This is a genomic window from Streptomyces sp. NPDC052016 (assembly GCF_044548445.1).
GTDB lineage: Bacteria > Actinomycetota > Actinomycetes > Streptomycetales > Streptomycetaceae > Streptomyces.
The window spans coordinates 1-24,087 of record NZ_JBIUBX010000029.1 but is presented as its reverse complement, the minus strand read 5'-3'; the positions used below and the strand labels follow the sequence as shown (position 1 = coordinate 24,087).

Annotated in this window: 23 protein-coding genes and 1 pseudogene; 14 read left to right on the top strand and 10 right to left on the bottom strand. The window is 71.8% G+C overall.

Annotated elements, in window-relative coordinates; genetic code table 11:
- Nucleotides 1-7: 7 nt before the first annotated feature.
- Nucleotides 8-1,675 carry a fumarate hydratase gene (locus ACIHAR_RS31210; RefSeq protein WP_400022773.1) on the bottom strand — a complete coding sequence of 556 codons (1,668 nt, stop codon included), beginning with the start codon at nt 1,673-1,675 and terminating at the stop codon, nt 8-10.
- 192 nt (nt 1,676-1,867) lie between these two features.
- On the opposite strand from ACIHAR_RS31210, the gene ACIHAR_RS31205 reads away from it, so the two are divergent.
- Nucleotides 1,868-2,557 (top strand): DUF1707 domain-containing protein, encoded by a 690-nt coding sequence (locus tag ACIHAR_RS31205; protein ID WP_365461413.1) that lies wholly within the window; start codon nt 1,868-1,870, stop codon nt 2,555-2,557.
- Nucleotides 2,558-2,680: 123 nt separating this feature from the next.
- Nucleotides 2,681-3,058 (top strand): WhiB family transcriptional regulator, encoded by a 378-nt coding sequence (locus ACIHAR_RS31200; protein WP_365461415.1) that lies wholly within the window; start codon nt 2,681-2,683, stop codon nt 3,056-3,058.
- A gap of 107 nt (nt 3,059-3,165) precedes the next feature.
- Here ACIHAR_RS31200 and glpX read toward each other — a convergent pair whose 3' ends face one another.
- Complete coding sequence (gene glpX, locus ACIHAR_RS31195; protein WP_365461417.1) at nt 3,166-4,200, bottom strand: class II fructose-bisphosphatase; 1,035 nt, start codon at nt 4,198-4,200, stop codon at nt 3,166-3,168.
- A 126-nt stretch (nt 4,201-4,326) separates the two neighbouring features.
- Here glpX and ACIHAR_RS31190 point away from each other — a divergent pair, with 126 nt between their 5' ends.
- Entirely contained in the window at nt 4,327-4,851 is a 525-nt protein-coding gene (locus ACIHAR_RS31190) for a DUF4245 domain-containing protein (protein WP_400022772.1), read from the top strand.
- A gap of 67 nt (nt 4,852-4,918) precedes the next feature.
- Here ACIHAR_RS31190 and ACIHAR_RS31185 read toward each other — a convergent pair whose 3' ends face one another.
- The 3 genes from ACIHAR_RS31185 to xseA form a co-directional block, all read right to left on the bottom strand.
- The gene (locus ACIHAR_RS31185; RefSeq protein ID WP_400022771.1) at nt 4,919-5,509 is read right to left on the bottom strand and encodes a malonic semialdehyde reductase; all 591 of its coding nucleotides are present in this window, start codon (nt 5,507-5,509) and stop codon (nt 4,919-4,921) included.
- 145 nt (nt 5,510-5,654) lie between these two features.
- The gene (locus ACIHAR_RS31180; protein ID WP_365461423.1) at nt 5,655-5,891 is read right to left on the bottom strand and encodes an exodeoxyribonuclease VII small subunit; all 237 of its coding nucleotides are present in this window, start codon (nt 5,889-5,891) and stop codon (nt 5,655-5,657) included.
- A gap of 10 nt (nt 5,892-5,901) precedes the next feature.
- Entirely contained in the window at nt 5,902-7,131 is a 1,230-nt protein-coding gene (xseA, locus tag ACIHAR_RS31175) for an exodeoxyribonuclease VII large subunit (protein WP_365461425.1), read from the bottom strand.
- Between the two features lie 179 nt (nt 7,132-7,310).
- Between xseA and ACIHAR_RS31170 the strand changes: the two genes are divergently transcribed.
- Both ACIHAR_RS31170 and ppgK read left to right on the top strand, forming a co-directional pair.
- The gene (locus tag ACIHAR_RS31170; protein ID WP_400022770.1) at nt 7,311-8,327 is read left to right on the top strand and encodes a 4-hydroxy-3-methylbut-2-enyl diphosphate reductase; all 1,017 of its coding nucleotides are present in this window, start codon (nt 7,311-7,313) and stop codon (nt 8,325-8,327) included.
- Between the two features lie 53 nt (nt 8,328-8,380).
- Nucleotides 8,381-9,127, top strand: coding sequence for a polyphosphate--glucose phosphotransferase (gene ppgK / locus ACIHAR_RS31165; RefSeq protein ID WP_365461429.1), 747 nt, complete (start codon nt 8,381-8,383; stop codon nt 9,125-9,127).
- Between the two features lie 49 nt (nt 9,128-9,176).
- On the opposite strand, the gene ACIHAR_RS31160 is transcribed toward ppgK, so the two are convergent.
- On the bottom strand, nt 9,177-9,572 hold the full coding sequence (locus tag ACIHAR_RS31160; RefSeq protein ID WP_400022769.1) for a DUF6542 domain-containing protein: 396 nt from the start codon (nt 9,570-9,572) through the stop codon (nt 9,177-9,179).
- A gap of 656 nt (nt 9,573-10,228) precedes the next feature.
- Between ACIHAR_RS31160 and ychF the strand changes: the two genes are divergently transcribed.
- Complete coding sequence (gene ychF / locus ACIHAR_RS31155) at nt 10,229-11,317, top strand: redox-regulated ATPase YchF (RefSeq protein ID WP_365461433.1); 1,089 nt, start codon at nt 10,229-10,231, stop codon at nt 11,315-11,317.
- Between the two features lie 109 nt (nt 11,318-11,426).
- Here ychF and ACIHAR_RS31150 read toward each other — a convergent pair whose 3' ends face one another.
- Together ACIHAR_RS31150 and ACIHAR_RS31145 are read right to left on the bottom strand one after the other, a co-directional pair.
- The gene (locus ACIHAR_RS31150) at nt 11,427-12,008 is read right to left on the bottom strand and encodes a Uma2 family endonuclease (protein ID WP_365461435.1); all 582 of its coding nucleotides are present in this window, start codon (nt 12,006-12,008) and stop codon (nt 11,427-11,429) included.
- Nucleotides 12,009-12,214: 206 nt separating this feature from the next.
- Nucleotides 12,215-13,138 (bottom strand): LysR family transcriptional regulator, encoded by a 924-nt coding sequence (locus tag ACIHAR_RS31145; RefSeq protein WP_400022833.1) that lies wholly within the window; start codon nt 13,136-13,138, stop codon nt 12,215-12,217.
- Between the two features lie 99 nt (nt 13,139-13,237).
- Here ACIHAR_RS31145 and ACIHAR_RS31140 point away from each other — a divergent pair, with 99 nt between their 5' ends.
- The 8 genes from ACIHAR_RS31140 to ACIHAR_RS31105 all read left to right on the top strand — a co-directional run bounded on the left by ACIHAR_RS31140 (nt 13,238) and on the right by ACIHAR_RS31105 (nt 21,535).
- Nucleotides 13,238-14,068 (top strand): oxidoreductase, encoded by an 831-nt coding sequence (locus ACIHAR_RS31140; RefSeq protein ID WP_365461439.1) that lies wholly within the window; start codon nt 13,238-13,240, stop codon nt 14,066-14,068.
- 270 nt (nt 14,069-14,338) lie between these two features.
- Nucleotides 14,339-14,503, top strand: a complete 165-nt coding sequence (locus ACIHAR_RS31135; protein WP_365461441.1) for a hypothetical protein — start codon at nt 14,339-14,341, stop codon at nt 14,501-14,503.
- A 211-nt stretch (nt 14,504-14,714) separates the two neighbouring features.
- Nucleotides 14,715-15,932 (top strand): DUF4190 domain-containing protein, encoded by a 1,218-nt coding sequence (locus ACIHAR_RS31130; RefSeq protein WP_365461443.1) that lies wholly within the window; start codon nt 14,715-14,717, stop codon nt 15,930-15,932.
- Between the two features lie 147 nt (nt 15,933-16,079).
- Nucleotides 16,080-16,832, top strand: coding sequence for a GntR family transcriptional regulator (locus ACIHAR_RS31125; protein WP_365461445.1), 753 nt, complete (start codon nt 16,080-16,082; stop codon nt 16,830-16,832).
- 526 nt (nt 16,833-17,358) lie between these two features.
- On the top strand, nt 17,359-17,550 hold the full coding sequence (locus tag ACIHAR_RS31120) for an SPOR domain-containing protein (RefSeq protein WP_365461447.1): 192 nt from the start codon (nt 17,359-17,361) through the stop codon (nt 17,548-17,550).
- A 51-nt stretch (nt 17,551-17,601) separates the two neighbouring features.
- Nucleotides 17,602-18,012: a (deoxy)nucleoside triphosphate pyrophosphohydrolase gene (locus tag ACIHAR_RS31115; protein WP_365461449.1), complete on the top strand. Its 411-nt coding sequence runs from the start codon at nt 17,602-17,604 to the stop codon at nt 18,010-18,012.
- A gap of 169 nt (nt 18,013-18,181) precedes the next feature.
- Nucleotides 18,182-18,589 (top strand): ATP-binding protein, encoded by a 408-nt coding sequence (locus ACIHAR_RS31110; protein ID WP_400022768.1) that lies wholly within the window; start codon nt 18,182-18,184, stop codon nt 18,587-18,589.
- Between the two features lie 264 nt (nt 18,590-18,853).
- The gene (locus ACIHAR_RS31105; protein ID WP_365461453.1) at nt 18,854-21,535 is read left to right on the top strand and encodes a SpoIIE family protein phosphatase; all 2,682 of its coding nucleotides are present in this window, start codon (nt 18,854-18,856) and stop codon (nt 21,533-21,535) included.
- Nucleotides 21,536-21,878: 343 nt separating this feature from the next.
- On the opposite strand, the gene ACIHAR_RS31100 is transcribed toward ACIHAR_RS31105, so the two are convergent.
- Nucleotides 21,879-22,739: an immunity 49 family protein gene (locus ACIHAR_RS31100; protein ID WP_400022767.1), complete on the bottom strand. Its 861-nt coding sequence runs from the start codon at nt 22,737-22,739 to the stop codon at nt 21,879-21,881.
- A pseudogene (locus ACIHAR_RS31095) lies at nt 22,736-24,087 on the bottom strand (hypothetical protein); the annotation flags it as partial. The pseudogene ACIHAR_RS31095 and the gene ACIHAR_RS31100, both read right to left, overlap by 4 nt.

The following is a 24,087-nucleotide window of genomic DNA, read 5'->3' as shown; positions in this document are numbered from 1 at the left end:
CGCGGTCCTAGGCCAGCCCGGGCCCCCGCACCGGGATCGACGTGAACGTCGGTGCCGGCGCCGGGTCCTTGAAGAAGTCGTTGCCCTTGTCGTCGACGACGATGAACGCCGGGAAGTCCTCGACCTCGATCTTCCAGACGGCCTCCATGCCGAGCTCCTCGTACTCGACGACCTCGACCTTCTTGATGCAGTCCTGGGCGAGGCGGGCGGCCGGGCCGCCGATGGAGCCGAGGTAGAAGCCGCCGTGCGTCCCGCACGCGTCCGTGACCTGCTGCGACCGGTTGCCCTTGGCCAGCATCACCTTGGAGCCGCCCGCCGCCTGGAACTGCTCGACGTAGGAGTCCATACGGCCGGCCGTGGTCGGTCCGAAGGAGCCGGACGCGTAACCCTCGGGCGTCTTCGCCGGGCCGGCGTAGTACACCGGGTGGTCCTTCAGGTACTGCGGCATCTCCTCGCCCGCGTCCAGCCGCTCCTTGATCTTGGCGTGCGCGATGTCACGCGCCACGACCAGCGGCCCGGACAGCGACAGCCGCGTCTTCACCGGGTACTTCGTCAGCTCGGCGAGGATGGCGTCCATCGGCTGGTTGAGGTCGATCCTGACCACGTCGCCCTCCGACTCCAGGTGCTCGTCCGTGGTGTCGGGCAGGAACCGTGCCGGGTCGGTCTCCAGCTGCTCCAGGAAGACGCCCTCGGCGGTGATCTTCGCGACGGCCTGGCGGTCGGCCGAGCAGGAGACGGCGATGGCCACCGGGCAGGACGCCCCGTGCCGCGGGAGCCGCACCACGCGCACGTCGTGGCAGAAGTACTTGCCGCCGAACTGCGCGCCGATCCCGATCTTCTGCGTCAGCTCGAAGACCTTCTCCTCCAGCTCCTTGTCGCGGAAGCCGTGCCCGAGCGGCGACCCCTCGGCCGGGATCTCGTCCAGGTAGTGCGCGGAGGCGTACTTGGCGGTCTTCAGCGCGTACTCGGCGGACGTGCCGCCGACGACGATCGCCAGGTGGTACGGCGGGCAGGCCGCCGTACCGAGCGAGCGGATCTTCTCCTCCAGGAACTTCATCATGGAGGCCTCGTTCAGGACGGCCTTCGTCTCCTGGTAGAGGAAGGACTTGTTGGCGGAACCGCCGCCCTTCGCCATGAACAGGAACTTGTAGGCGCCGCCGTCCGTCGCGTACAGCTCGATCTGCGCCGGCAGGTTGGACCCGGTGTTCTTCTCCTCCCACATGGTCAGCGGAGCCATCTGGGAGTAGCGGAGGTTCAGCTTGGTGTAGGCGTCGTAGATGCCGCGGGAGAGGGCCTCCTCGTCGCGGCCCTGCGTGAGCACGTTCTGCCCGCGCTTGCCCATGACGATCGCCGTGCCGGTGTCCTGGCACATGGGCAGCACGCCCGCCGCGGCGATGTTGGCGTTCTTCAGCAGGTCGAGGGCGACGAACTTGTCGTTGCTCGACGCCTCGGGGTCGTCGATGATCCGGCGCAGCTGTGCCAGGTGAGCCGGGCGCAGGTAGTGCTGGATGTCGTGGATGGCCTCCTCGGCCAGCTTGCGCAGCGCCTCCGGCTCCACCTTGAGGAAGGTCCGCCCGTCGGCCTCGAAGGTGGAGACACCCTCCGAGGTCACCAGCCGGTAGGGGGTGGTGTCCTCTCCCATGGGAAGCAGATCGGTGTACTCGAACTCAGGCATCGGTGCCCATTCCTCTTCGACAGACAGCGCGGCCGGCCCCCGGCTGACCGGCCCGCGGCGTGCCTCCAACGGCAGCGTCCACCAGCGTAGGACCTGCCGTCGGCGGCGAGCTTGTGAGGTAAGGCTCAGTTCGACACCGATCGATGCCCCGCAGGGCTATCGCGATCTATCGTGTTTCGGTACGCTGCTGCCGTGGACCTTCAGAAGCAGACCGAACCGCGTGCCTCCGTCGCCGAGTTGCGCGCCTCGGACGCCGACCGTGACCGCATCGCCGACATCCTGCGCGAGGCCCTCGCCGAGGGGCGCCTCACCGCCGAGGAGCACGCCGAGCGCGTCGAGGGCGTCCTGGCCGCCAGGACGGTCGGCGAACTGGACACGTTCGTCCGGGACCTGCCCGCCGCCCACCACCGCCACGCCCCGCCGCACGCCCCGGCCCCCAACCGCCCCCCGGCCGGCGCGATCCCCGCCGACCCGGACGACAGCATGGTCGCGGTCTTCAGCAACAGCGTCCGCAAGGGCCGCTGGCGCGCCGGCCGCCGCATCCACGCGTACGCGATCTTCGGCAGCGTCGAGATCGACCTGAGCGAGGCCCTCTTCGAGTACCAGCAGGTCGTCATCAAGGCCGTCTCCGTCTTCGGCAACGTCGAGGTCCGCGTCCCGGAGAACGTGTCGCTGCGCGGCACCGGCGGCGGCGTCCTCGGCAACTTCGAGGTCGACACCCTCGACTCCGCCGACCCCGACGCCCCGGTCGTCTACATCGACGGCTGGGCCGTCCTGGGCAACATCGAGGGCCGGCCGAAGCGCGGCCGGATCGTCACCGACATCCTCGACCGGGTGCACCGCAAGGTCGACAGGAGCCTGCGCAGACACCTGGACCGTTGACGGCGGTGAACGCCGGGAGGCCGCGGAGACCGGTGGTTCGGGACTCAGTGCATAGGCGCGCGTACAGCGGGTAGGGCTTGCTGCATCGTCTCTCGCTCGCGAAGCCGTCGTCAGGAGTAGACCGTGCTGCAACCGCCGCATTCGTCCCTGCAGGTAGCCGCCGTTCCGGCCCAGCGGGTGCCAGCGCGCGACAGGGACCAAGACACTCCCTGGCACACCGAGGCCGTGTGCCGGCGCGACGAGGCGGGCCTGTTCTTCGCCCCGTCCAAGGAGCCCACCGCCGCACGCCTCTCCCGCGAGGAGGCGGCCAAGCGGGTCTGTGCCCGCTGCCCGGTCATGGTGGAGTGCCGCGAGCACGCCCTCCTGCAACCCGAGCCCTACGGCGTCTGGGGCGGCCTCACCGCCGCCGAACGCCGTGTCGTCCTCGCCCGGCGCCGCCGTCGCGACGTGGAGCTGAAGAAGGCGGCGAGCGCGGCGAGCCGCATAGCGGCAGCCGGCTGACACACGCAAGGGGGCGCCCCCTCCGCACCGGGGGCGCCCCTCTTCGGGATGTCCGGGCGCGACGAGCCGCGTACGGCCCGCGGTCGTCCACGCCCCGCGGTCACCCCCTACTTCGCGCGATCGAAGTCGATGGCGCTGTAGGCCCGCAGCTTGCTGAGCCGGTGCTCGGAGTCGATCCGCCGCACCGTCCCCGACTTCGACCGCATCACGATCGAGTCGGTCGTGGCCGTCTCCGAGCGGTACCGCACGCCCCGCAGCAGCTCGCCGTCGGTGATGCCGGTGGCCACGAAGAACACGTTCTCCCCGGTCACCAGGTCCTCGGTCGTCAGCACACGGTCGAGGTCGTGCCCGGCGTCGAGCGCCCGCTGCCGCTCCTCGTCGTCCTTGGGCCACAGCTTGCCCTGGATCGTGCCGCCCAGGCACTTCACGGCGCAGGCCGAGATGATGCCCTCGGGCGTACCGCCGATGCCGAGCAGCAGGTCGACGCCGGTGCCCTCGCGCAGCGCCAGGATCGAGCCGGCGACGTCGCCGTCAGAGATCAGCTTGATGCGCGCGCCGGTCTGCCGGATCTCCTGGATGATGCCCTCGTGCCGCGGCCGGTCCAGGATGACCACCGTGACGTCCTCGGGAGTGGCCCGCTTGGCCTTGGCGACCCGGCGGATGTTGACCTCGACGGGTGCGTCGATGTCGACGAACTCGGCGGCCTCGGGGCCGGTGACCAGCTTGTCCATGTAGAACACGGCCGACGGGTCGAACATCGAGCCGCGCTCGGCGGCCGCGAGGACGGCGATCGCGTTCGGCATGCCCTTGGCCGTCAGCGTGGTGCCGTCGATCGGGTCGACGGCGATGTCGCACTCGGCGCCGGTCCCGTCGCCGACGCGCTCGCCGTTGAAGAGCATCGGAGCCTCGTCCTTCTCACCCTCGCCGATGACGACCACGCCGTTCATCGAGACGGTGGAGACGAGGGTCCGCATCGCGCGCACCGCGGCGCCGTCGGCGCCGTTCTTGTCGCCGCGCCCCACCCAGCGGCCCGCGGCCATGGCCGCCGCTTCGGTCACCCGGACCAGTTCCAGGGCGAGGTTGCGGTCGGGGGCCTCGGAGGGGACATCGAGTTCGGACGGCAAGGCATGATGCTCGGTCATCGGAGCGCACCTTTCTGATACGACGACGGCCGGATGAGGGTTCGGGGTCGACTCTATCGTCAGTCCGACAAAATGAGCAGGGGACCCCACGGATGAGCGAGCCGGGTACCTGCGACGATAGGGGGCGTGGCAGCTTCGAAAGGCAAGAGGCAGACGGTCCGGGACATGGTGCTCTCCCTGGGCCTGATCATGGTCGCCGGTCTCGTCATGTACCTCTTCATCCCGCACGACGACACGGCGCCCGACATCAAGCGGGTTGACTACCGCGTGGAGCTGCTCACGGCACGCCGCGCGGCCTCGTACCCGGTGGCCGCGCCCGAGGGACTGCCCTCGACCTGGAAGGCGACCTCCGTGCGGTTCCGGGGTGACGACTTCGACGCCTGGCACCTGGGCTTCCACCTCCCCGACGGCGACTACGTCCAGGTCGAGCAGTCCACGCAGAAGCGCTCCACGTTCATCGACGAGGCGACCCAGGGCGCCCGGAAGTCGGAGAAGACGGAGCAGCTGGCCGGCCGGACCTGGGTGCGCTACACCGACGGCCGCTACGACGCCCTCGTGCTGGAGAGCGCGGACGGCTCGACGACGGTGGTGGCCGGTACCGCGTCGTGGGCCGAGTTGGCGCGGATGGCCGAGTCGCTGAAGACGGCCTGACCGCACCGCGTCCGGACATGACCGAGGCCCCCGGCTCGATCGCCGGGGGCCTCCGTCACGCCGGTGCTCAGACCGTGGTCACGACCTGCTCGTACGCCAGGCGCGGGGAGCGCGGGTAGGAGGCGTTCTCGCCGGGCTTGCCGATGTTGACGACGATCAGCGGGGTGTGGTCGTCGTCGAGGAACTCCTTGCGGACGCCCTCGACGTCGAATCCGGTCATCGGGCCGGCGGCGAGGCCCGCGGCCCGGACGCCGACGATGAAGTACGCGGCCTGGAGGGCGGCGTTCAGCGCGGCGGCGTTCTCCCGGGCCGCGCGCTCGGCGAAGAAGACGTCCTTGGCCTGCGGGAACGCCGGGAACAGGGTGGGCAGCTCCTCGTGGAACTCGTTGTCCGCGGAGAGGATGGCGACCAGCGGGGCGGTGGCCGTCTTGGCCTGGTTGCCCTCGGCCATGTGCTGCACCAGGCGCTCCCGGGCCTCGGCGGAGCGGACCAGGGTGATGCGGAGCGGGGTCTGGTTGAAGGCGGTCGGGCCGTACTTGACCAGGTCGTAGATCGCCTGGACCTGCTCCTCGGTCACCGGCTCGTCGGTGAAGGTGTTCGCGGTGCGGGCCTCACGGAACAGCAGGTCCTGGGCGGTGGGGTCAAGGACGAGAGACATGCGTGGACTTCCTTGGGTACGCGTCCGGATCCGGGTACCGGACCGTGGTCCGGATCGGCTGACGTCGTCGACGGTACGCCAAGGAAGTTCAAGGTTCAACAATGGTCGGGCCTCGGTGACCCGGTTCACAGCCCGCCCCGGACGGTCACCTCTCCGCCTCTTCCCCTTCCTCCTCCTCGGCCTCTTCGGCCAGGGCCGCGTCCAGCCGCGCCCGGGCGCCCTCCAGCCAGCGCCGGCACACCTTGGCCAGCTCCTCACCGCGCTCCCACAGGGCGAGGGACTCCTCCAGCGTCGTACCCCCCGCCTCCAGCCGGCGTACGACCTCGATGAGCTCGTCGCGCGCCTGCTCGTACCCGAGCGCCTCGTCCGCCTTGCTCGTCATGCACCCATCCCTAACCGGCAGCCGTCCCCGACCGCCCGTCGACTCGAACCGTGAACTCGCCCTCGGCGACGCGCGCGCGCAGCGCCTCGTCCGCCGTCACCTCGCCCGGATCCCGCACCACGTGCCCGTCGGCCCGCTGCAGCACCGCGTACCCCCGCTGCAGCGTCGCGGCCGGCGAGAGCGCCACCACGCGCGCGTGGGTGTGCGTCAGCTCGGAGTCCGCGCGGTCCAGGAGGTGCCCCACGGTGCGCCGGGCACGGTCCACCAGCGAGGCGATCCGGTCCGCCCGCTCGTCGACCATCCGGTGCGGGTCCTGTATCGCGGGCCGGGCCAGCGCGTGCGCGAGCCCGCGCTCCTCCCGCTCCACGAACGCCTCCATGCACCGCCGGGCCCGGCCGCGCAGCATCCGCACCCGCTCCAGCTCCTCACCGACGTCCGGCACGACCTTCTTCGCCGCGTCCGTGGGCGTCGAGGCCCGCAGGTCGGCCACGTGATCCAGCAGCGGATTGTCGGGCTCATGGCCGATCGCCGACACGACCGGCGTACGGCAGGCCGCGACCGCCCGCACCAGCTGCTCGTCGGAGAAGGGCAGCAGGTCCTCCACGCTGCCACCGCCCCGCGCGACGATGATCACGTCCACGTCCTCGAGCGCGTCCAGCTCCTTCACGGCCTGGACCACCTGCGGCACGGCGTGCACGCCCTGCACGGCGACGTTGCGCACCTCGAAGCGGACGGCCGGCCAGCGGTGCCGGGCGTTCTCGAGGACGTCCCGCTCCGCCGCCGAGGCCCGCCCGCACACGAGCCCGACGAGCTGCGGCAGGAAAGGCAGCGGCTTCTTGCGCTCGGGAGCGAACAGCCCCTCCGCCGCGAGGGACTTCTTCAGCTGCTCCAGCCGGGCCAGCAGCTCCCCGACCCCGACCGGCCGTATCTCCACCGCCCGCAGCGACAGCTGCCCCCGCGGCGCGTACCACTCCGGCTTGGCGTGGACGACGACCCGCGCGCCCTCGCCGACGACGTCCGCGACCGCGTCGAACACCTGCCGGAAGCACGTCACGCTCACCGAGATGTCGTACGACGGATCGCGCAGCGTCAGGAAGACGACGCCCGCGCCCGGACGCCGCGAGAGCTGGGTGATCTGCCCCTCGACCCACACCGCGCCGAGCCGGTCGATCCACCCCCCGATGAGCCGGGAGACCTCGCCGACGGGCAGCGGGGAGTCCGCGGACGTGTTCACAGCCATGCGCCCGAGAGTATCGGCCACGACCGACATGGCGGCCGGCGTTCACCTCGCGACGCCGGTCGAGGCCACCCGGCCCGTCCGGCGACTGAGGAGCAGCACCCGCAGGCCGGAGCCGGGAGCCCGGGGGCGGCACCCCAGTGACGCCATCGGCGGACGCACCCGGCCTTACGATGGGACCCATGACCGCTTCGCCTGGCCGCCGTGTCCTGCTCGCCGCCCCCCGAGGCTACTGCGCGGGTGTGGACCGCGCCGTGATCGCCGTCGAGAAAGCCCTGGAGCAGTACGGCGCTCCGGTGTACGTCCGGCATGAGATCGTCCACAACAAGTACGTCGTGCAGACCCTGGAGAAGAAGGGCGCCATCTTCGTCGAGCGGACGGAGGAGGTGCCGCCGGGCAACATCGTGATGTTCTCGGCGCACGGCGTCGCCCCCGTCGTCCACGAGGAGGCCGCGCGCGGACGCCTCGCCACCATCGACGCGACCTGCCCGCTGGTCACGAAGGTCCACAAGGAAGCCGTCCGCTTCGCCAAGGAGGACTACGACATCCTCCTGATCGGCCACGAGGGCCACGAGGAGGTCATCGGCACCTCCGGCGAGGCCCCCGACCACATCCAGCTCGTCGACGGTCCCGCCGACGTCGCCAAGGTCGAGGTCCGTGACCCGTCCAGGGTCGTCTGGCTCTCCCAGACCACCCTGTCGGTCGACGAGACCATGGAGACGGTCGACGCCCTGAAGGAGAAGTTCCCGCAGCTGATCTCCCCGCCCAGCGACGACATCTGCTACGCCACGCAGAACCGTCAGCTCGCGGTGAAGCAGATGGGCGCCGAGGCGGAGCTGGTGATCGTCGTCGGTTCGCGCAACTCCTCCAACTCCAAGCGGCTCGTGGAGGTCGCCAAGCTGGCGGGCTCGCGCGAGGCGTACCTCGTGGACTTCGCGAGCGAGATCGACGAGGCCTGGCTGAAGGGCGTGACCACGGTCGGCGTCACCTCCGGCGCCTCCGTCCCGGAGGTCCTCGTCGAGGAAGTGCTGGAGTGGCTCGCCGAACGCGGTTACGGGGACGTCGAGCTGGTCAAGGCCGCCGACGAGCACATCACCTTCTCGCTGCCCAAGGAACTCCGCCGTGACCTGCGCGAAGAGGCCGCGGCGCTGGTCGCCGAGCGGGGCGGCAGCGGCGCGGAGGCCGGCTCGGCGGAGTGAGGCGCCCGGCGGCCGGCGAAGTGACGGTCGGTCGGTCGTCGTAACGTGGAGCCATGCAGATCTTCGGCGTGGACATCGGTGGATCCGGGATCAAGGGCGCCCCTGTGGACCTGGACAGGGGCGACCTCGCCCAGGAGCGGTGCAAGGTGCTCACCCCGCACCCGGCGACGCCCGACGGTGTCGCCGACGGCGTGAAGCAGGTCGTCGAGCACTTCGGGTGGACGGGGCCGGTGGGGCTCACCTTCCCGGGCGTGGTCACCGGTGGATCCACCATTCGCACGGCGGCCAACGTCGACAAGAGCTGGATCGACACGGACGCGCGTGCCCTGTTCAGCGAGCGGCTGGGCGGGCTGCCGGTGACGGTCGTCAACGACGCGGACGCGGCGGGCGTCGCCGAGATCGCGTTCGGCGCCGGCCGCGACCGCAGCGGCACGGTGATCCTGCTGACGTTCGGCACGGGCATCGGCAGCGCGCTCTTCGTCGACGGCGCCCTCGTCCCCAACACCGAGCTCGGCCACCTCGAGCTGAACGGCCATGACGCCGAGAAGCGCGCCTCCAGCAAGGCCAAGGAGGACGGCAACCTCACCTGGGAGCACTGGGCGCGCCGCGTCCAGAAGTACCTCGCCCACGTCGAAATGCTCTTCTCGCCGGAGCTGTTCATCATCGGCGGCGGCGTCAGCCGCAAGGCGGAGAAGTTCCTGCCCTTCATCACGGGCATCAAGGCGGAGATCGTCCCGGCGCAGCTGCAGAACAACGCGGGGATCGTCGGGGCGGCGATGCGGGCGGCCAAGGACGGCTAGGCCGCCCGGAGGGCCCTGACGCCGGCAATCCCAAGGGCGGGCGGCGCGGTCACCGCCGGCTTCCGGCCGGGCGGCGCTCCGCCCGGCCCGCGCCGCCGATCCGGCGCACCAGCACCACCAGTCCCGCGACGAGCGTCCCGCCGTACAGCCAGCCCACCTGCGTGGCCAGCGCGGTGACCAGGCCCGTCAGCCGGTCCTCGATCCCGGCGCCGCCGTCGACGAGGGCCAGGAGTCCCACGGCGAAGGCGATGGGTGCGGCCACGGGCGCGGACAGCGGTTCGGCCCTGCGCACCCACAGCGCGGTCAGCAGACAGACCGGCAGGAACAGCGCGCCGTACACCGTCGGCGAGGCGTCGAACAGCAGCCGGTCCAGCCAGCCGAACAGCAGCATCAGCACCCCGCTGAACAGACCGCCGCCGAGCCCGGTGAGCCGCAGGTCGGGCATCCGGCGCGCGGCGGGCGCGGGGGGCGGGGCGGGACCCCTGGGCGCGCGTGCGGGCCGGGGGAGTCCCGGAGAGCGGGCGGCCCTCGGTGACGTACCAGGGCGGGGTGCCTTGGACGACGTACCGACGCGGGAAGCCTTGGACGACGTACCGGATCGGGAGCCCGACCTGGACCTGGATCCGTTACTGGACCCCGATCCGCTAGCGGACCCGGAAGCGCCAACGGATCGGCCACCGGATCCGGGAGCCGGACGGGAGGTCACGTCGGCCGCGGAGCCGGATCCCCGCTTCGGCGACCCCGAGCGCCGGGCGGCCGGCGGCGCGTCCGCCCGGCCGGCCCGCACCGCACCGTTTCTGTCCCTGCCGCCGCCGCCCCTGCCATTGCTTCCGCCGCCCCTGTCCCCGCCTCCGCCGCGGCCCGTCTGCGGCGGCAGGGGCGGGGTTCCGCGTCGCGCCCCGTTCTGCTGCGGGCGCGTGCTGTGCTGCTCCATCGGTCCAACTTAGGTCGTTTTATGTGCCGAATCGGGCGCGGGACACGCCGGGGGGAGAGCTTGGCCATGCGTTCGACAGGTCCGCCGGGGCGGGCACGGGCACCCCGTAAACTGGTGGATCGGCCGCCCTCCGGCCCCCTGACCCTCTCACTACGGGAAGTCGCAACGTGTCGCTCACGATCGGAATCGTCGGTCTGCCGAATGTCGGCAAGTCGACCCTGTTCAACGCCCTGACCAAGAACGACGTGCTGGCGGCCAACTACCCGTTCGCCACGATCGAGCCCAACGTCGGCGTGGTCGGCGTCCCCGACGCCCGCCTGACGAAGCTCGCGGAGATCTTCAGCTCGCAGCGGGTCCTCCCGGCGACCGTCGACTTCGTCGACATCGCGGGCATCGTCCGGGGCGCGAGCGAGGGCGAGGGCCTGGGCAACAAGTTCCTGGCGAACATCCGTGAATCCGACGCGATCTGCCAGGTCATCCGCGCCTTCAAGGACGAGAACGTCGTGCACGTCGACGGCAAGGTCTCGCCGAAGGACGACATCGAGACGATCAACACCGAGCTGATCCTCGCCGACCTGCAGACCATCGAGAAGGTCCTGCCGCGCCTCCAGAAGGAGTCGCGCATCAAGAAGGACGTCGCCCCCAAGGTCAAGGCCGTTGAGGAGGCGAAGGAGATCCTGGAGAAGGGCGACACGCTCTTCGCCCACGGCATCGTCCAGGGCACCGAGCGCAACGAACTCCTCCACGACCTGCATCTGCTCACCACCAAGCCGTTCCTCTACGTCTTCAACGTCGACGAGGACGAGCTGGTCGACGAGACCTTCAAGGACGAGCAGCGCGCCCTGGTCGCCCCCGCCGAGGCGATCTTCCTCAACGCCAAGCTGGAGGCGGACCTCGCCGAGCTCGACGAGGAGGACGCCCTGGAGCTGCTGGAGTCGGTCGGCGCCGAGGAGCCCGGCCTGGCCACCCTGGCCCGCGTCGGTTTCAACACCCTCGGCCTCCAGACCTACCTCACGGCCGGTCCCAAGGAGTCCCGCGCCTGGACCATCAAGAAGGGCGCCACCGCCCCCGAGGCCGCCGGTGTCATCCACACCGACTTCCAGAAGGGCTTCATCAAGGCGGAGGTCATCTCCTTCGACGACCTGGTGGAGACCGGCTCGGTGGCGGAGGCACGCGCCAAGGGCAAGGCCCGCATGGAGGGCAAGGACTACGTGATGCAGGACGGGGACGTCGTGGAGTTCCGCTTCAATGTGTGATGCGTCAGTTACAGCACGTTAGGCAGTGCGTCAAGCGTGCGGTCGGAAGGTGCCGAGCTCTGGCGAGCCCGGCACCTTTTGCGTTCCCGTGCTGACTTCGTGCTGCGTTCTACTTGCTCCGCGGCGGGGTGAGCTTGTCGAGATCCAGGCTGATCTCGAAAGGCACAGGGCGCTTGAGGGCGCCCCGGAAGATGCCGGCCGGCGCGTAGACGCCAGTCGGTTCGTCGAGTTCGTAGACGTGGACGACGGGGGCGCCGCTCTCATCCTCGATGCACCAGTAGTGCGGGATGCCGGCCTCTGCGTACTTGCGAAGCTTCACCGTGCGGTCCCGGTGGGCGGACTCGGGCGACACGACCTCGATGACGAGTCGTACCTCGTCCGGTGCGAACCAGGTGCGGTCGCCGTCGTAGTCGGCCGTCGTCACCAGCAGATCCGGTTCGGGCCGGTTGCGCTGGTCGAGCCTTATGGTCATCTCGCGGCCGACCCTGACGTCGGTGGGGGCTTGCTCCATGAGGGCGACGGTGAGCATGGTGACGAGGTGGCCGTGCCACCACCGCTGGGGCGACATCATGAAGACGAGGGCTCCGTCGATGAGCTCGGTGTGGCGGGGTGCCTCGGGGAGGCGGTCCAGGTCCTCCGCGAACCAGCCTTCCTCGCGCGGTGGGCGCATCCAGTCGGGCAGTGCGGTCATGGCTCAACCGTAGCGACTGCGGAAGTCCTGGGGCACGAGTTCGTCAACGCAGCGGCCAGTGCGTGGATCCTCGCCGCCCGCTATCACTACTAGAGGCCGGGCCGTGCGCGCCGGGCTGCCGCTCCCGTGCTGGGGCAGTGGGCCGTTCGGAGCGCTCGTTCCGCAGGGTGGGCCACAGGAGGCGACGCGGTTCAGCGTCGGCCGTCTCACGCGCCCCGCCCCGCCGCGGCGCCCGCCACCGCCCGTCGGCAGGCGTCCGCGTACGCCCGTACCAGCGGGCGGTGGCCGTCCTCGCGGCGCCAGGCCAGGACGCAGCGGCTGGGGGTGACGCCGTGGAGCGGGCGGGTGACCACTCCGCCCAGGCTGACGAGCAGGACGTTGCCCGCGGCCACCAGCCAGATGCCGAGGCCGGCGACCAGGGCCTCGTACGTCTCCTCGGTGCCGGCGATCTCCGCGCCGATTCTCGGCGGGCGGCCGTCGCGCGCGTCGAGGGCGAGCCAGTGGTCACGCAGCGGACCGGTGCTCTCGGGAAGGGCCAGGAACGGTTCGTCCAGCAGATCGGTGAAGTCGATCTCGGGGCGAGCGGCCAGGCGGTGGGTCTCCGGGAGGGCGACGTGGACCGGTTCCTCGGCGATCAGCGTCCAGGCGTAGCGGTCCTGGTCGGGCAGGGGCAGCCAGACGAAGGCCAGGTCGCTGTCGCCGTCGGCGAGGCCGGCGGTCGGGTCCTCCCAGTTCACCTGGCGCAGCCGGACGACGGTCCCGGGGTGCGCGGCCGTGAACCGGGAGCGGATCGCGGGCAGCAGGCCGCCGCGGCCCAGGCTGGTGCTCATCCCGACGACGAGTGTGCCGCGCTCCGCCGCCCGCGCCCGTTCCACGGCCGCCGCGGCCTCCCCCCACGCGTCCAGCACCCGCCGGGCGTGCGGCAGCAGCGCCGCGCCCGCCGCCGTGAGCGTCACGCCCTGCCGGTCGCGCCGGAACAGCTCCACGCCCAGCTGCCGCTCCAGGGCCCGGATCTGCTTGCTCAGCGCGGGCTGCGACACGTACAGTCGCTCGGCCGCCCGCGTGAAGTGCAGCTCCTCGGCCACCGCGGCGAAATAGCGGAGATCCCGGACATGAACGTCGGTCGTCATAGCCATCGGTTATCACCGTGGGTCTTGGACGGGCAACCGCCTTCCCCGGCACCGTCGTCGGTGGAAGGCGGACGGACCGACGACTACGGAGGAGCGGTCATGGACAAGGTGTGGCTGGTGACGGGCGCGAGCAGTGGTTTCGGCCGGGCGATCGCCGAGGCGGCGCTGGCCGCGGGCGACGTGGTGGTCGGCGCGGCCCGGCGGGCCGAGGCGCTGGCGGACCTGGTGGCCGCCCACCCCGACCAGGTGGAGGCGCTGCCCCTGGACGTCACCGACACGGCCGCCGCGGAGGCCGCCGTACGGGACGTCGTGGCGCGGCACGGGCGGATCGACGTGCTCGTCAACAACGCGGGCCGTACGCACGTCGGCGCCTTCGAGGAGACCACGGAGGCCGAGTTGCGGGCGCTGTTCGACGTGCACGTCTTCGGGCCCGCCGCGCTCACCCGGGCGGTCCTGCCGCACATGCGGGAGCGGCGCTCGGGCGCGATCGTGCAGATGAGCAGCATGGGCGGGCAGATGTCGTTCGCGGGCTTCTCGGCGTACAGCGGGACGAAGTTCGCGCTGGAGGGCCTGAGCGAGGGGCTCGCCGACGAGGTGCGGGAGTTCGGGATCAAGGTGCTGATCGTGGAACCCGGCGCGTTCCGCACCGGGCTGTTCGAACCGGGCCGTGCCGGTGCCAGCGCCGACAGCGGGGTGTACGCCAAGGTGAGCGACACCCGCGGCTTCATCTCCGGCGGCGACGGCAGCCAGCCCGGCGACCCGGCGAAGGCGGCCGCCCTGATCCTCGCAGCGCTCGAGGCGGAGGAGACCCCGCTGCGGCTGCCCCTCGGCGACGACGGCGTCACGGCCGTCCTCGGCCACCTGGACGCCGTACGGGCCGACATCGCCGCCTGGGAGAAGCGGAGCCGGGCGACCGGGTTCGACGACTGAGGTGCGGGTGGTGGTCCGAGCCGCGCCGTCACCCGGCCGGCAATGGCCGCCCTCCCGGAACGGGCTCGGCTCGGTGACCCGGCCGGGGCTCGAACTGCCGGTGCCCGGCGCCGGGCAGTCGGCCCGGGCCGGCAGGAGTCGGGAGGGTCGGGACCGCCGCACACGCAGACCGGCCCGGGCTCACCCAGGGCAGCCGACGGGCAACCCCACGGCCGTGCCGGGCCGTTGCGGCGGCGCGGAAGCCGTGGCCGGCGCACATGCGCCGGTGCGATGACCGAGGTGAGGGGGCGGGGACGCAGCGGCGACGACGTCCGTCCGCCGGCAGGCCACGTCGTCGACGTCGTCACGTCTCTCGGCGTGGGTGCGGACGCGCAGGTCGGTCCCTCCACGGACCCGAGCCGTCCCGGCAACTCCCGCGCCACCTCGCCCGCCTGACGCTCCGGCACCCATGGCCCACCACGCGGCCAGACCCTCAGCCGTCCCGATCGGGCCCCTCACCGTCCCGATCGTGCCCTCGACCGTCTCGATCAGGCCGTTCACCGCTCCTGCCGTCGCGTTCGCGACCCCCGTACCGCGCCCGCGCGCGCCGCGCTTACCATGCGCGCAGTCGTACGTCAGTTCTGCGTCAGTCAGGAGCACGGTACTCGTGTCCATACCCCCGCCGTCCGGGCCCCAGCAGCCCGAGGACCCGTACCGGCCTCCGCAGCCGCAGGGCCCGTACGCGCCCCACGCTCCGGGGCCGGTCCAGGGACCGCCCCCGGGTCCGCCCTACGGAGGATCGCCGTACCCGGTGTGGGGGCAGGGGTACCTGCCCCTCACCCCGCCCGCGCCGGTCAACGGCGTCGCCATCGCCGCGCTCGTGCTCGGGGTGCTGTGCTTCCTGCCCGCCGTCGGGCTGATCCTCGGGGTCGTGGCGCTCCTGCAGATCCGCAAGCGGGGGGAACGGGGCAAGGGGATGGCGATCGCCGGCGCCGCGCTGTCCTCCTTCGGCCTGGCGCTGTGGGTGGTGATGCTGGCCACCGGAGGCGCCTCCGCCGTGTGGGAGGGGTTCAAGGAGGGCGCCGCGGGCACCAGCTTCACGCTCGCCAAGGGCGAGTGCTTCGACGTGCCCGGTGACACCTTCCGCGAGGACGTCTACGACGTCGACAAGGTGTCCTGTTCCGGTGAGCACGACGGCGAGGTCTTCGGCACGGTGCCGCTCCGCGGGAGCGGCTACCCGGGTGACGACCACGTCACCGACACGGCCGAGGACAAGTGCTGGGACCTCCAGCAGAGTTACACGATGGACCCCTGGGCGCTGACCGAGGACGTCGACGTCTACTACCTCACTCCCACCCGCGACAGCTGGAGTTGGGGCGACCGCGAGATCACCTGCGTCTTCGGCAACAGCGACGAGCGGGGCACCCTCACCGGCTCGCTGCGCCACGACGAGACGACCCTCGACGCCGACCAGCTGGCCTTCCTGGAGGCGATGGCCGCCGTCGACGAGGTGCTCTACGAGGAGCCGGAGGAGTACGCCGAGGAGGACCTGTCCGCCAACCGGACCTGGGCGGCCGACGCCGGGGACGTGACCGCCGAACAGGCCGAGGCGCTGCGCGGGCGCGGCTGGCCCGCCGAGGCGCAGACGGCCGTCGCCGACCTGGTGAAGGACATGCAGGCCGCCGGCAGGGAATGGGCGAAGGCGGCGGACGCCTCCGACGCGGACACCTTCTACGAGCACTACGACAACGCCTACGCCTATGTCGACGGCGACTCCACCGTCACCGCGCGCGAGGCTCTGGGGCTGGCCACCACCCCGCCGACCTACGACGAGGAGCCCGGAAGCGGCGGCAGCACCGGGGACGAGGGCGGCCTCGATGTGTGATCACCTCCATAGCGGGGAGAAAGTGCCTGCGTAAAGCCTCCCCCCGGGATAAGTCATCACATCGAGTGATTCTCTGGCCTTTGCTTGCATGGCACAACCCACGGTTGCCAGGCTGTAGCTGTCTGTACAACCTGATGGGAGCGGCCAGTGACATTCGGTGAGCAGCCGGCGTACCTGCGCGTCGCGGGTGATCTCCGCAAGAAGATCGTCGACGGCTCGCTGCCACCGCACACCCGCCTCCCGTCCCAGGCCAGAATCCGCGAGGAGTACGGCGTCTCGGACACCGTCGCCCTGGAGGCGCGCAAGGTCCTGATGGCGGAGGGGCTGGTGGAGGGCCGCTCCGGGTCCGGGACGTACGTCCGCGAGCGGCCGGTGCCGCGCCGGATCGCCCGCTCCGGCTACCGGCCGGCCACTGGCGCGACGCCGTTCCGGCAGGAGCAGGCCGACGCCCGCGCCCGCGGGACCTGGGAGTCCCGCAGCGAGCAGACCGAGGCGAGCCGGGCCGTCGCCGAGCGGCTCGGCATCCAGCCCGGTGACCGTGTGATGTGCACGCGGTACGTCTTCCGGGAGGCCGGCGAGGCGATGATGCTCTCCACCTCCTGGGAGCCCCTCGCCGTCACCGGCCGCACCCCCGTCATGCTGCCCGAGGAGGGACCGCTCGGCGGCATGGGCGTCGTCGAGCGCATGCGCGCCATCGACGTCATCGTCGACAACGTCACGGAGGAGGTCGGCGCCCGCCCCGGCCTCGCCGAGGAACTCCACGCCCTGGGCGGTGTCCCCGGCCACGTCGTCCTGGTCGTCCACCGCACGTACTACGCCTCGGGCCGCCCGGTGGAGACGGCGGACGTGGTGATTCCGGCCGACCGGTACCGCGTCGCCTACCACCTCCCGGTGAAGTAGCCGGGCCCGGGCCGGTGGTGAGGCGGAGAGGCGACCGCCGGGGGTGAGGTGCCCCGGCCGGTGAGCCCGCCGGAGGCGCCCCCACCGTGGGTTCCCCGCCCTCCCGCCGCCCCCTCGGTCGGGGTTCCGGGTGCCGGGTGAGGCCGGGTGGTCGTGAGAGAGGTGGCGCACTGCGCGGGGACAGCGCACACCCCTCCGGCAGTTGCCCCCGGAAACCCGCGCTCCGCGGGGGTGGCCGTGCGCCGTCGGAATCCGGTCGATTTCCGTCGTTCCCGCAGGTCGTCCGCCGGGTGACCGACACGCCGCCGACCGGAGGCGTCGCGCCGCGCGCACGGCGCGTTCGGTCCCGTGCGCCCCCTCCGTCTTGGCTGGTTGCGTACCTGTTTGTGAAAAGGCGTGTTCGCTGCGTAAAGGTTAGGCGTACGCTCGGGCATATGCGGATTGCGGTTTCCTCAGAGGGCGGGGCGCGGAGCGTGCTGCGCACGGGATCCCGGCGCGGCAGGGCGGGAAGGGGGCGTGGGGCGTGATGAACGACGGCACCATCTCTCTGCCCTGGCTCGTCATACGGCAGGACGACAACGGCAATCGCTACCGCGTGGGCCGGTACGCGACGCGGGCCGAGGCGCAGAAGATCGCCGACAGCCTCGACACCCGCGGACACAAGCAGCTCTACTGGGTCGAACGCATCGGGCAGAACGGGGACGCCTCCCGCAACTGACCCCGTGCTTCCCGGGACCGACCTCCCGGGCGTTCCCGTAGGCTCCGGCGCATGACGGAACGGATCGTGGTGGTCGGAGCCGCGCTGCTCGACGGCGACCGCCTGCTCGCCGCGCGCCGCAGCGCACCCCCCGAGCTGGCCGGGCGCTGGGAGCTGCCCGGTGGCAAGGTCGAGCCGGGCGAGCGGCCCGAGGAGGCCCTCGTGCGCGAGCTGGGCGAGGAACTCGGCGTGGCCGCCGAGGCCGTGGCACGGGTGCCGGGGGAGTGGCCCCTGAGATCCCCCTACGTCCTGCACGTCTGGACCGCCCGGCTACGTCCCGGCTCCCCGGCCCCCCAGCCCCTTCAGGACCATGACGCCGTGCGCTGGCTCGGCCCCGGCGAAATCTGGGACGTCAACTGGCTTGACCAGGACGTGCCGGCCGTCCGGGAGACGATCGCCCGGCTGGGGGCGAACGCGCGTTGATCCCCGTCCCTGACTGCCCCCGCCCCGCATCGAGGACGGACTGCCCAGGTTCCTGATGCGCCGTTGGTGCCACAGCACGCTCTGCCGCGCGGTACTGGCCTCGTGATATCGGGTATGTGCCCCTTAACCCTACGAAACCGGACATGGGTGCACCTCGCTGGCCTGGGAAGTGATCGGCGTGATCGACACCGAAGGCGACCGCGCCGAGTGGACGTTCCCCGCGGACCCCGGTGCGGTGCGCACCGCCCGCAGCGCGGTACGGGGCCAGCTGCGCGGCTGGGACCTCGACAGCCTCGGCGATCTCACGGCCCTCCTGGTCAGCGAGCTGGTGACGAACGCCCTCCGGCACGCCACCGGTCCCATCGGCGTCCGCCTGGTCCGCCCCGCCGGTCTGGAGGGCGTGCTGCTGGTCGAGGTCTCCGACCCGCTGCCCGACCCGCCGCGCGAGCGCGTCGCCCGGCCCGACGAGGAGGGCGGCCGCGGACTGCAACTGGTGGCCTCGTCCTCGCGGCGCTGGGGCACCCGGCCCGGCGACACCGGCAAGACGGTGTGGTTCGAACTCGCGGTGCCCGACTGACGCACGCCCGGGTCTGGGAGGCTTGGGGACCCAGGGTGCGCGCCCGTCGGCGGCCCTCCCCGGCGACCGGTGCCGGAAGGGGTGATTCGACGACGTGTCCGCTGGTTAGAAGACTGGAAGTGTTGTCACGGAACGGTCCGGAAAACGCCTGGACCGTGCTGTGATCGTGAACATCGTGCCGCGCGGCGCCGTAGTGCTGGATACTGCGGGCAGCCGCCACCGGTGACCGGTGCCGGGCGCGGTGAGCTGGAGGGGACGGTTCGCGTGAGCGAGATACCAGCGAAGGCCACGGAGTCCGAGGACCCGTCGGACGGCGCGAGGGCCCGGGCCGGGGGCGCGAGGGCCGCGGGCGCGCTTGCAGCCGACGCCGCGCACACCCCGGACGACGGCGCCCTCGCCGAGGGGCCCGGCGGCGAGGGCGAGGTGCCGGCCGGGGACGCCATGTGGCAGAGCAGTCCGCCCGGCTCGATCTACGACTACATCAAGGTCGCATCGTTCTCGATCGGCGCCGACGGGCTGGTCGACCAGTGGAGCCTGCGCGCGGAGCAGATCTTCGGCATCCCGGCAGACCGGGCGGTCGGCATGGATCCCATCGACGCCTTCGTCGACCCCGACCTGCGCGCACGCGGCCAGCGCAAGATGGCCGAGATCCTCGACGGGCGGGAGTGGACCGGCGTGGTCCCCTTCCGGATGCCCGACACGGAGGACGGCCGACGCGGCGAGGACGGCCTCGCCGAGGTGTACGTCATGCCGACGCGCACCAAGGACGGCGAGAAGGCCGCCGTGTGCATCGTCGTCGACGTCCGCACCCTGCGCAGCATCGAGACCGACCTCGCCGCCTCGCAGGCGATTTTCGGTCAATCTCCGTTCGGATTCCTGCTGATCGACCCCGACCTGCGGGTCCGCCGTGCCAACCAGCGGTTCGCCTCCCTCTTCGGCGGCAGCCCCGACGACCACCGCGGCCACGGCGTCCACGACTACCTGCCGCGCGGGGAGGCGGAACGGGTCGCGGCGACCCTGCGCAGGGTCCTGGAGACCGGCGACTCCGTCACCGACATGCACGTCACCGGCTTCCTGCCGGGCTCCGACGAACGCCGCCACTGGTCCGTCAATCTCTACCGCGTGCACAGCGGTTCCGGCCGCCCGATCGGCATCGCCTGGCTCGGCATCGACATCACCGCCCGCCGCGCCGCCGCCCGCGAGGCCGCCGCCGCCCGGCGCAATCTCGCCCTTTTGAACGAGGCGGGCGCCCGCATAGGGAACTCCCTCGATCTGGAGACGACCGCGCGCGAACTCCTCGACGTGGTCGTGCCCGGCTTCTGCGACCTGGCCACCGTCGACCTCTACCAGGGCCTCCTGGTCGGCGACGAGACCCCGCCCGGGCTCGCCGACGGCAGCGCCGAACTGCGCCGCGTCGCCTTCGCCTCCGCCGTCTCCGACGTGCCCTTCGCCGGCACCGGCGCGCCCGTCCCGCTCGGCGCGGTCCACCACTACCCGTTCAACTCGCACTGCGCGGACGCCCTGCGCGCGGCGCGCCCGCAGATCATCCCCGGCGAGGAGGGCGGCCTCGTGCAGTCCACGCTCGCCATCCCGATGGTCGCCCACGACACCGTCGTGGGCCTCGCGCAGTTCTCGCGGACGAAGGGCAGCGAGCCGTTCGGCGACCGGGACCGGGACCTGGCGGTGGAGCTGGCGGCGCGTGCCGCCGTCTGCATCGACAACGCGCGCCTGTACCGGCGGGAGCACGAGCGGGCGTTGATACTGCAACGGTCCCTGCTGCCGCCGGGCGACCCGGTCGCCTCCGGCCTGGACATCGCCTGCCGCTACCTGCCCGGCAACGCCTCCACCGGCCGCCCCAGCGAGGTCGGCGGCGACTGGTTCGACGTCATCGAACTCCCCGGCCACCGTACGGCCCTGGTGGTCGGCGACGTGATGGGCCGCGGCCTGCGCGCGGCCGTCGCCATGGGCGAACTGCGCACGGCGGTACGGACCCTGGCGCTGCTGGACCTCGAACCGGCCGAGGTCCTCTCGGCGTTGGACGAGATCGCCCGCGGCCTCGGCACCCCCGGCGGCGTCCAGCAGGCCACCCGGGCGGCCCGCCGCCCCCGCGAGGCCGACCTGTCCGAGGTGTACCTCGCGACCTGCGTCTACGCGGTATACGACTCGGTGACCCGGCGCTGCACCTTCGCCAACGCGGGCCACCTGCCACCCGTCCTGGTCGAGCCCGGCGAGGCGGCCCTCATGCTCGACGTGCCGCCGGGCATGCCGCTCGGCGTCGGCGGGGAGCCCTTCGAGGAGGTCGAGGTCGAACTCCCCGAGGGCGCGCTGCTCGCGCTCTACACGGACGGCCTCGTCGAATCCCGCGACCACCCGCTGGACGAGGGCCTCCAGGCCTTCGTGGGCGCGCTCACCGACCCCTCCAGCCCCCTGGAGGACGTCTGCGACCACGTTCTCCACACCCTCGACACGCACCACGGCGAGGACGACATCGCGTTGCTGATGGCACGTGTACAGGGCCTCCCGGCCGAGTCCGTCGGCGACTGGACCCTGCCCCGCGAGCCGCGCAGCGTGGGCCGCGCCCGTGAGTACGCGCGCGGCCAGCTCCTCAGCTGGGACATGGAGCCGCTCGTCGACACGACCGAGCTGCTGGTCAGCGAGCTGGTCACCAACGCGCTGCGGTACGGCGAGGGCGAGATCAGGCTGCGGTTGCTGCTCGACCGCACGCTGGTCTGCGAGGTCTGGGACGCGGGCCTGGTCCAGCCACGCCGCCGCCGCGCCCGCGACACGGACGAGGGCGGCCGGGGCCTGCAACTCGTCGGCCTGCTCTCGGCGGCCTGGGGCTCGCGCCGCACCCCACGCGGCAAGACGGTGTGGTTCGAACTGCCCCTGCCCGACGGGGAAACGGGGCTGACGGACCCGGCGGAGGCGCTGTTGAGCCTTTTCTAGCCCGGATCAGCGGTGCGGGTGGGGTGGTGCGCCGGTGTGCCCCACCCCATCGACAGGAGCATGGCGCGTGCGCTCACGTCCCGTGGGAAATGCGCCGCACCAGGTGCGTTTGATGAGGACGGCGGGCAGGTGTTCCGACTCGACCTCGAGGGGGACGCGGGCGTCGTGGGCGAAGCACGCCATGGCGAGCGGGGCGAGGGCTACGAGCCCCGACGCCTGGAAGGACCTGCTTCGGCCTCACGGACGACGCGGTGGAGCACCTCCATCGGCGGATACAGCAGCTTGCCCACCGTCTCCGGGTCGGCGACGGCTTCCGGGTCGGTGGCATCGACCCCGGCCCGGCTCAGACCTCGAACTCGCCCAACCAGCCGCGCTGCAGCAGGTGCTTGGGCAGGTAGTCCGACTCCACCTCGATCCGGATCTCTCCGTCGTGGGCGAGGCAGGCGATGGCGAGGGGGCCCAGGGCGATCCGGCCTTCGGGGTCCTTGGCCCGGTCCTCGTCCGCCGTCCAGTAGCTCTTGTGCAGTTGCAGAGCCTCGACGAGGGCTTGGTTGAAGCCGTCGTGGTCCTTGCGCAGGAAGCGGTGGAAGAGGTTGATCGGCGGATACAGGACGTGCTGCAGGAGGTCGCGGGGAGCGGTGGTGGCCACGTCGGGGTGCGAGCCCTGCAGCGTCGCGGTCAGTTCCTCCACCAGCCCCGGCCTCTGGAGCCAGTACGCCTGGAGGGCGGCCACCCAGTGGTAGACGTACTCGTCGAACTGGCCTTCGGGAGAGCGCAGCCGGTCCACCGGGATCTCGCAGAGCCGGCTCATCCGCTCCTGGTCGCGGCAGACGATCGCCAGCCAGAAGGCGGTGAGCCAGTTGCCGGCGTCGGCGTACGGACGAGGGCCGAGCGCGGGGATGCGCCGGACCTTGTGGTGGATACGGGTTTCGACAACACCGTCACTGCTGTTGGTCACCGCGAACAGAGCCGAGCCCAGCTGCATGGCCGCGACCACCGACTCCCACGTTTCGAGCGCTGCCGCCCGGGGGTCCACAGTGCAATGCGCCCGTACGTTCAGCAGCGACTTGGAGAACGTGGTGTCGATCATGCCGGGCGCCTCCTCCAGGCGCTCGATCGACGCGGCCGTACTCGCCTCGAGCGCCTCGGCGAAACGCTCGGCGTTCGGCCCCGGCACACCATGCCGGGCAATGGTGACGGTCACGGCGTGCTCCTGTCGGCGATGTCGAACTGCCTCATGTGGTAGCCAGCGTACTCGCCGGTGTTCTTCTCTCCCTTGACCACGATGTAGTCCACATCGCCCCTGGCCAGCGCCGCTTCGAGTTCGTCCGCAAGCAGCAGTTCGTTGGGGTTGTCCTCGCCGCGCTTGCGCATCTCGTCGAGAATGTCCAGGAAGTATTCCCTGGTTCCCTGCGAGACCCGCTTCCCGCTCGGCAGATTGCGCGCCCCGAGCTCCGTGGTGACGCTGCTCTTGGCCTCCACGACGACGAAGCCGCCGTCCTCACGCCGCCAGACCTGGTCGAACTGGTCGTTGCCGTTGGCCGGGCCGTCCAGCGGCTCCCGGGTGGCGTTCGGATAGTGCTCCGGGATGACGTGGTGTTCGGCGATGGCTTCGCCGTAGGCCTCCGCGTTCCTCACCATGTCGCGGTGCGCGGACTTGTACTCGTAGGTGCGCTCGACCTGGTCCAGTGCCGTTTCGGGTGTGGGGTCGGCCTTGTGCGCCTCGACGGCCTCGGCCTTGTGGCGGCCGGCGGCCGTGTCGTAGCCGATGGAGTAATGCCGGTCGGCCGCCGCCTGGTCGAGCGTCTTGAGAGCGTCGGGGCTCGCGGTCTCACGCCCGGCCTTGACGGCGTCGCCGAGGTAGTGCGGCTTGAGCGGTTCCGGCGCGTCCTTGACCGAGACCCACGGGTGCTGGGGCGTCTCCCGGGTCAGCTGCGGAGGGGTCGTGCCGCTCTCGTCGACGAGCTCGAGGCTCTTCCGGTTGCCGTTGGACTTGTAGAACTCGTCGAAGTACCCGGGTTCGTGGTTGGCACGGTAGATCTGGATCTCGTGGATCTGCTCGGGGGTGAGCGAGCCCTCAGGCCCGTACGGGTTGTCGCCGTCCCGCATGAAGCTGGGCCGGGCGGCTTCCGCGTCCCGAGGGGGCGCGCTTCCCTCCGGCCCGGGCGATGCGTTGTCCCCCACGCCGGCCGCGTCGTCGCCGAGGCCGTCCAGGCCGCTGAGGCCCGCGGGCGGTTCGACGCCGTGGCTGCCGCCGGGCAGCGGGGTGTCGCCGCCGTTGTGGCCCGGCAGGTCCCGGCCGGGGGTGTTGACGTCGGTGGCGTGCCCGCCCGGCAGCTGGTCGCCCGTCCGGGTTCCGGGCACCGCGTTGTCCGTGGTGCCGGCGGGGACGTGGGTGTCGACGCTGTTGGTCGGCATGTTGCCACCGACCCCGCCGCCCGGGAGGTGGTCGGCGGTGCCGCCGGGGAGGTGGGTGCCCGCGCCGGTGCCGGGCAGGTCGGTGCCGGCGTGGACGGTGGGCAGGTCGCCGCCCGCGTGGACGGCGGGCGTGC

Coding starts and splice junctions, on each gene's coding strand:
- ACIHAR_RS31210 (WP_400022773.1), bottom strand. CDS start 1,675: ATGCCTGAGTTCGAGTACACCGATCTGCTTCCCATGGGAGAGGACACC.
- glpX (WP_365461417.1), bottom strand. CDS start 4,200: ATGACCGAGCATCATGCCTTGCCGTCCGAACTCGATGTCCCCTCCGAG.
- ACIHAR_RS31185 (WP_400022771.1), bottom strand. CDS start 5,509: ATGTCTCTCGTCCTTGACCCCACCGCCCAGGACCTGCTGTTCCGTGAG.
- ACIHAR_RS31180 (WP_365461423.1), bottom strand. CDS start 5,891: ATGACGAGCAAGGCGGACGAGGCGCTCGGGTACGAGCAGGCGCGCGAC.
- xseA (WP_365461425.1), bottom strand. CDS start 7,131: ATGGCTGTGAACACGTCCGCGGACTCCCCGCTGCCCGTCGGCGAGGTC.
- ACIHAR_RS31170 (WP_400022770.1), top strand. CDS start 7,311: ATGACCGCTTCGCCTGGCCGCCGTGTCCTGCTCGCCGCCCCCCGAGGC.
- ppgK (WP_365461429.1), top strand. CDS start 8,381: ATGCAGATCTTCGGCGTGGACATCGGTGGATCCGGGATCAAGGGCGCC.
- ACIHAR_RS31160 (WP_400022769.1), bottom strand. CDS start 9,572: ATGCCCGACCTGCGGCTCACCGGGCTCGGCGGCGGTCTGTTCAGCGGG.
- ACIHAR_RS31150 (WP_365461435.1), bottom strand. CDS start 12,008: ATGACCGCACTGCCCGACTGGATGCGCCCACCGCGCGAGGAAGGCTGG.
- ACIHAR_RS31145 (WP_400022833.1), bottom strand. CDS start 13,138: ATGACGACCGACGTTCATGTCCGGGATCTCCGCTATTTCGCCGCGGTG.
- ACIHAR_RS31140 (WP_365461439.1), top strand. CDS start 13,238: ATGGACAAGGTGTGGCTGGTGACGGGCGCGAGCAGTGGTTTCGGCCGG.
- ACIHAR_RS31135 (WP_365461441.1), top strand. CDS start 14,339: ATGACCGAGGTGAGGGGGCGGGGACGCAGCGGCGACGACGTCCGTCCG.
- ACIHAR_RS31120 (WP_365461447.1), top strand. CDS start 17,359: ATGAACGACGGCACCATCTCTCTGCCCTGGCTCGTCATACGGCAGGAC.
- ACIHAR_RS31115 (WP_365461449.1), top strand. CDS start 17,602: ATGACGGAACGGATCGTGGTGGTCGGAGCCGCGCTGCTCGACGGCGAC.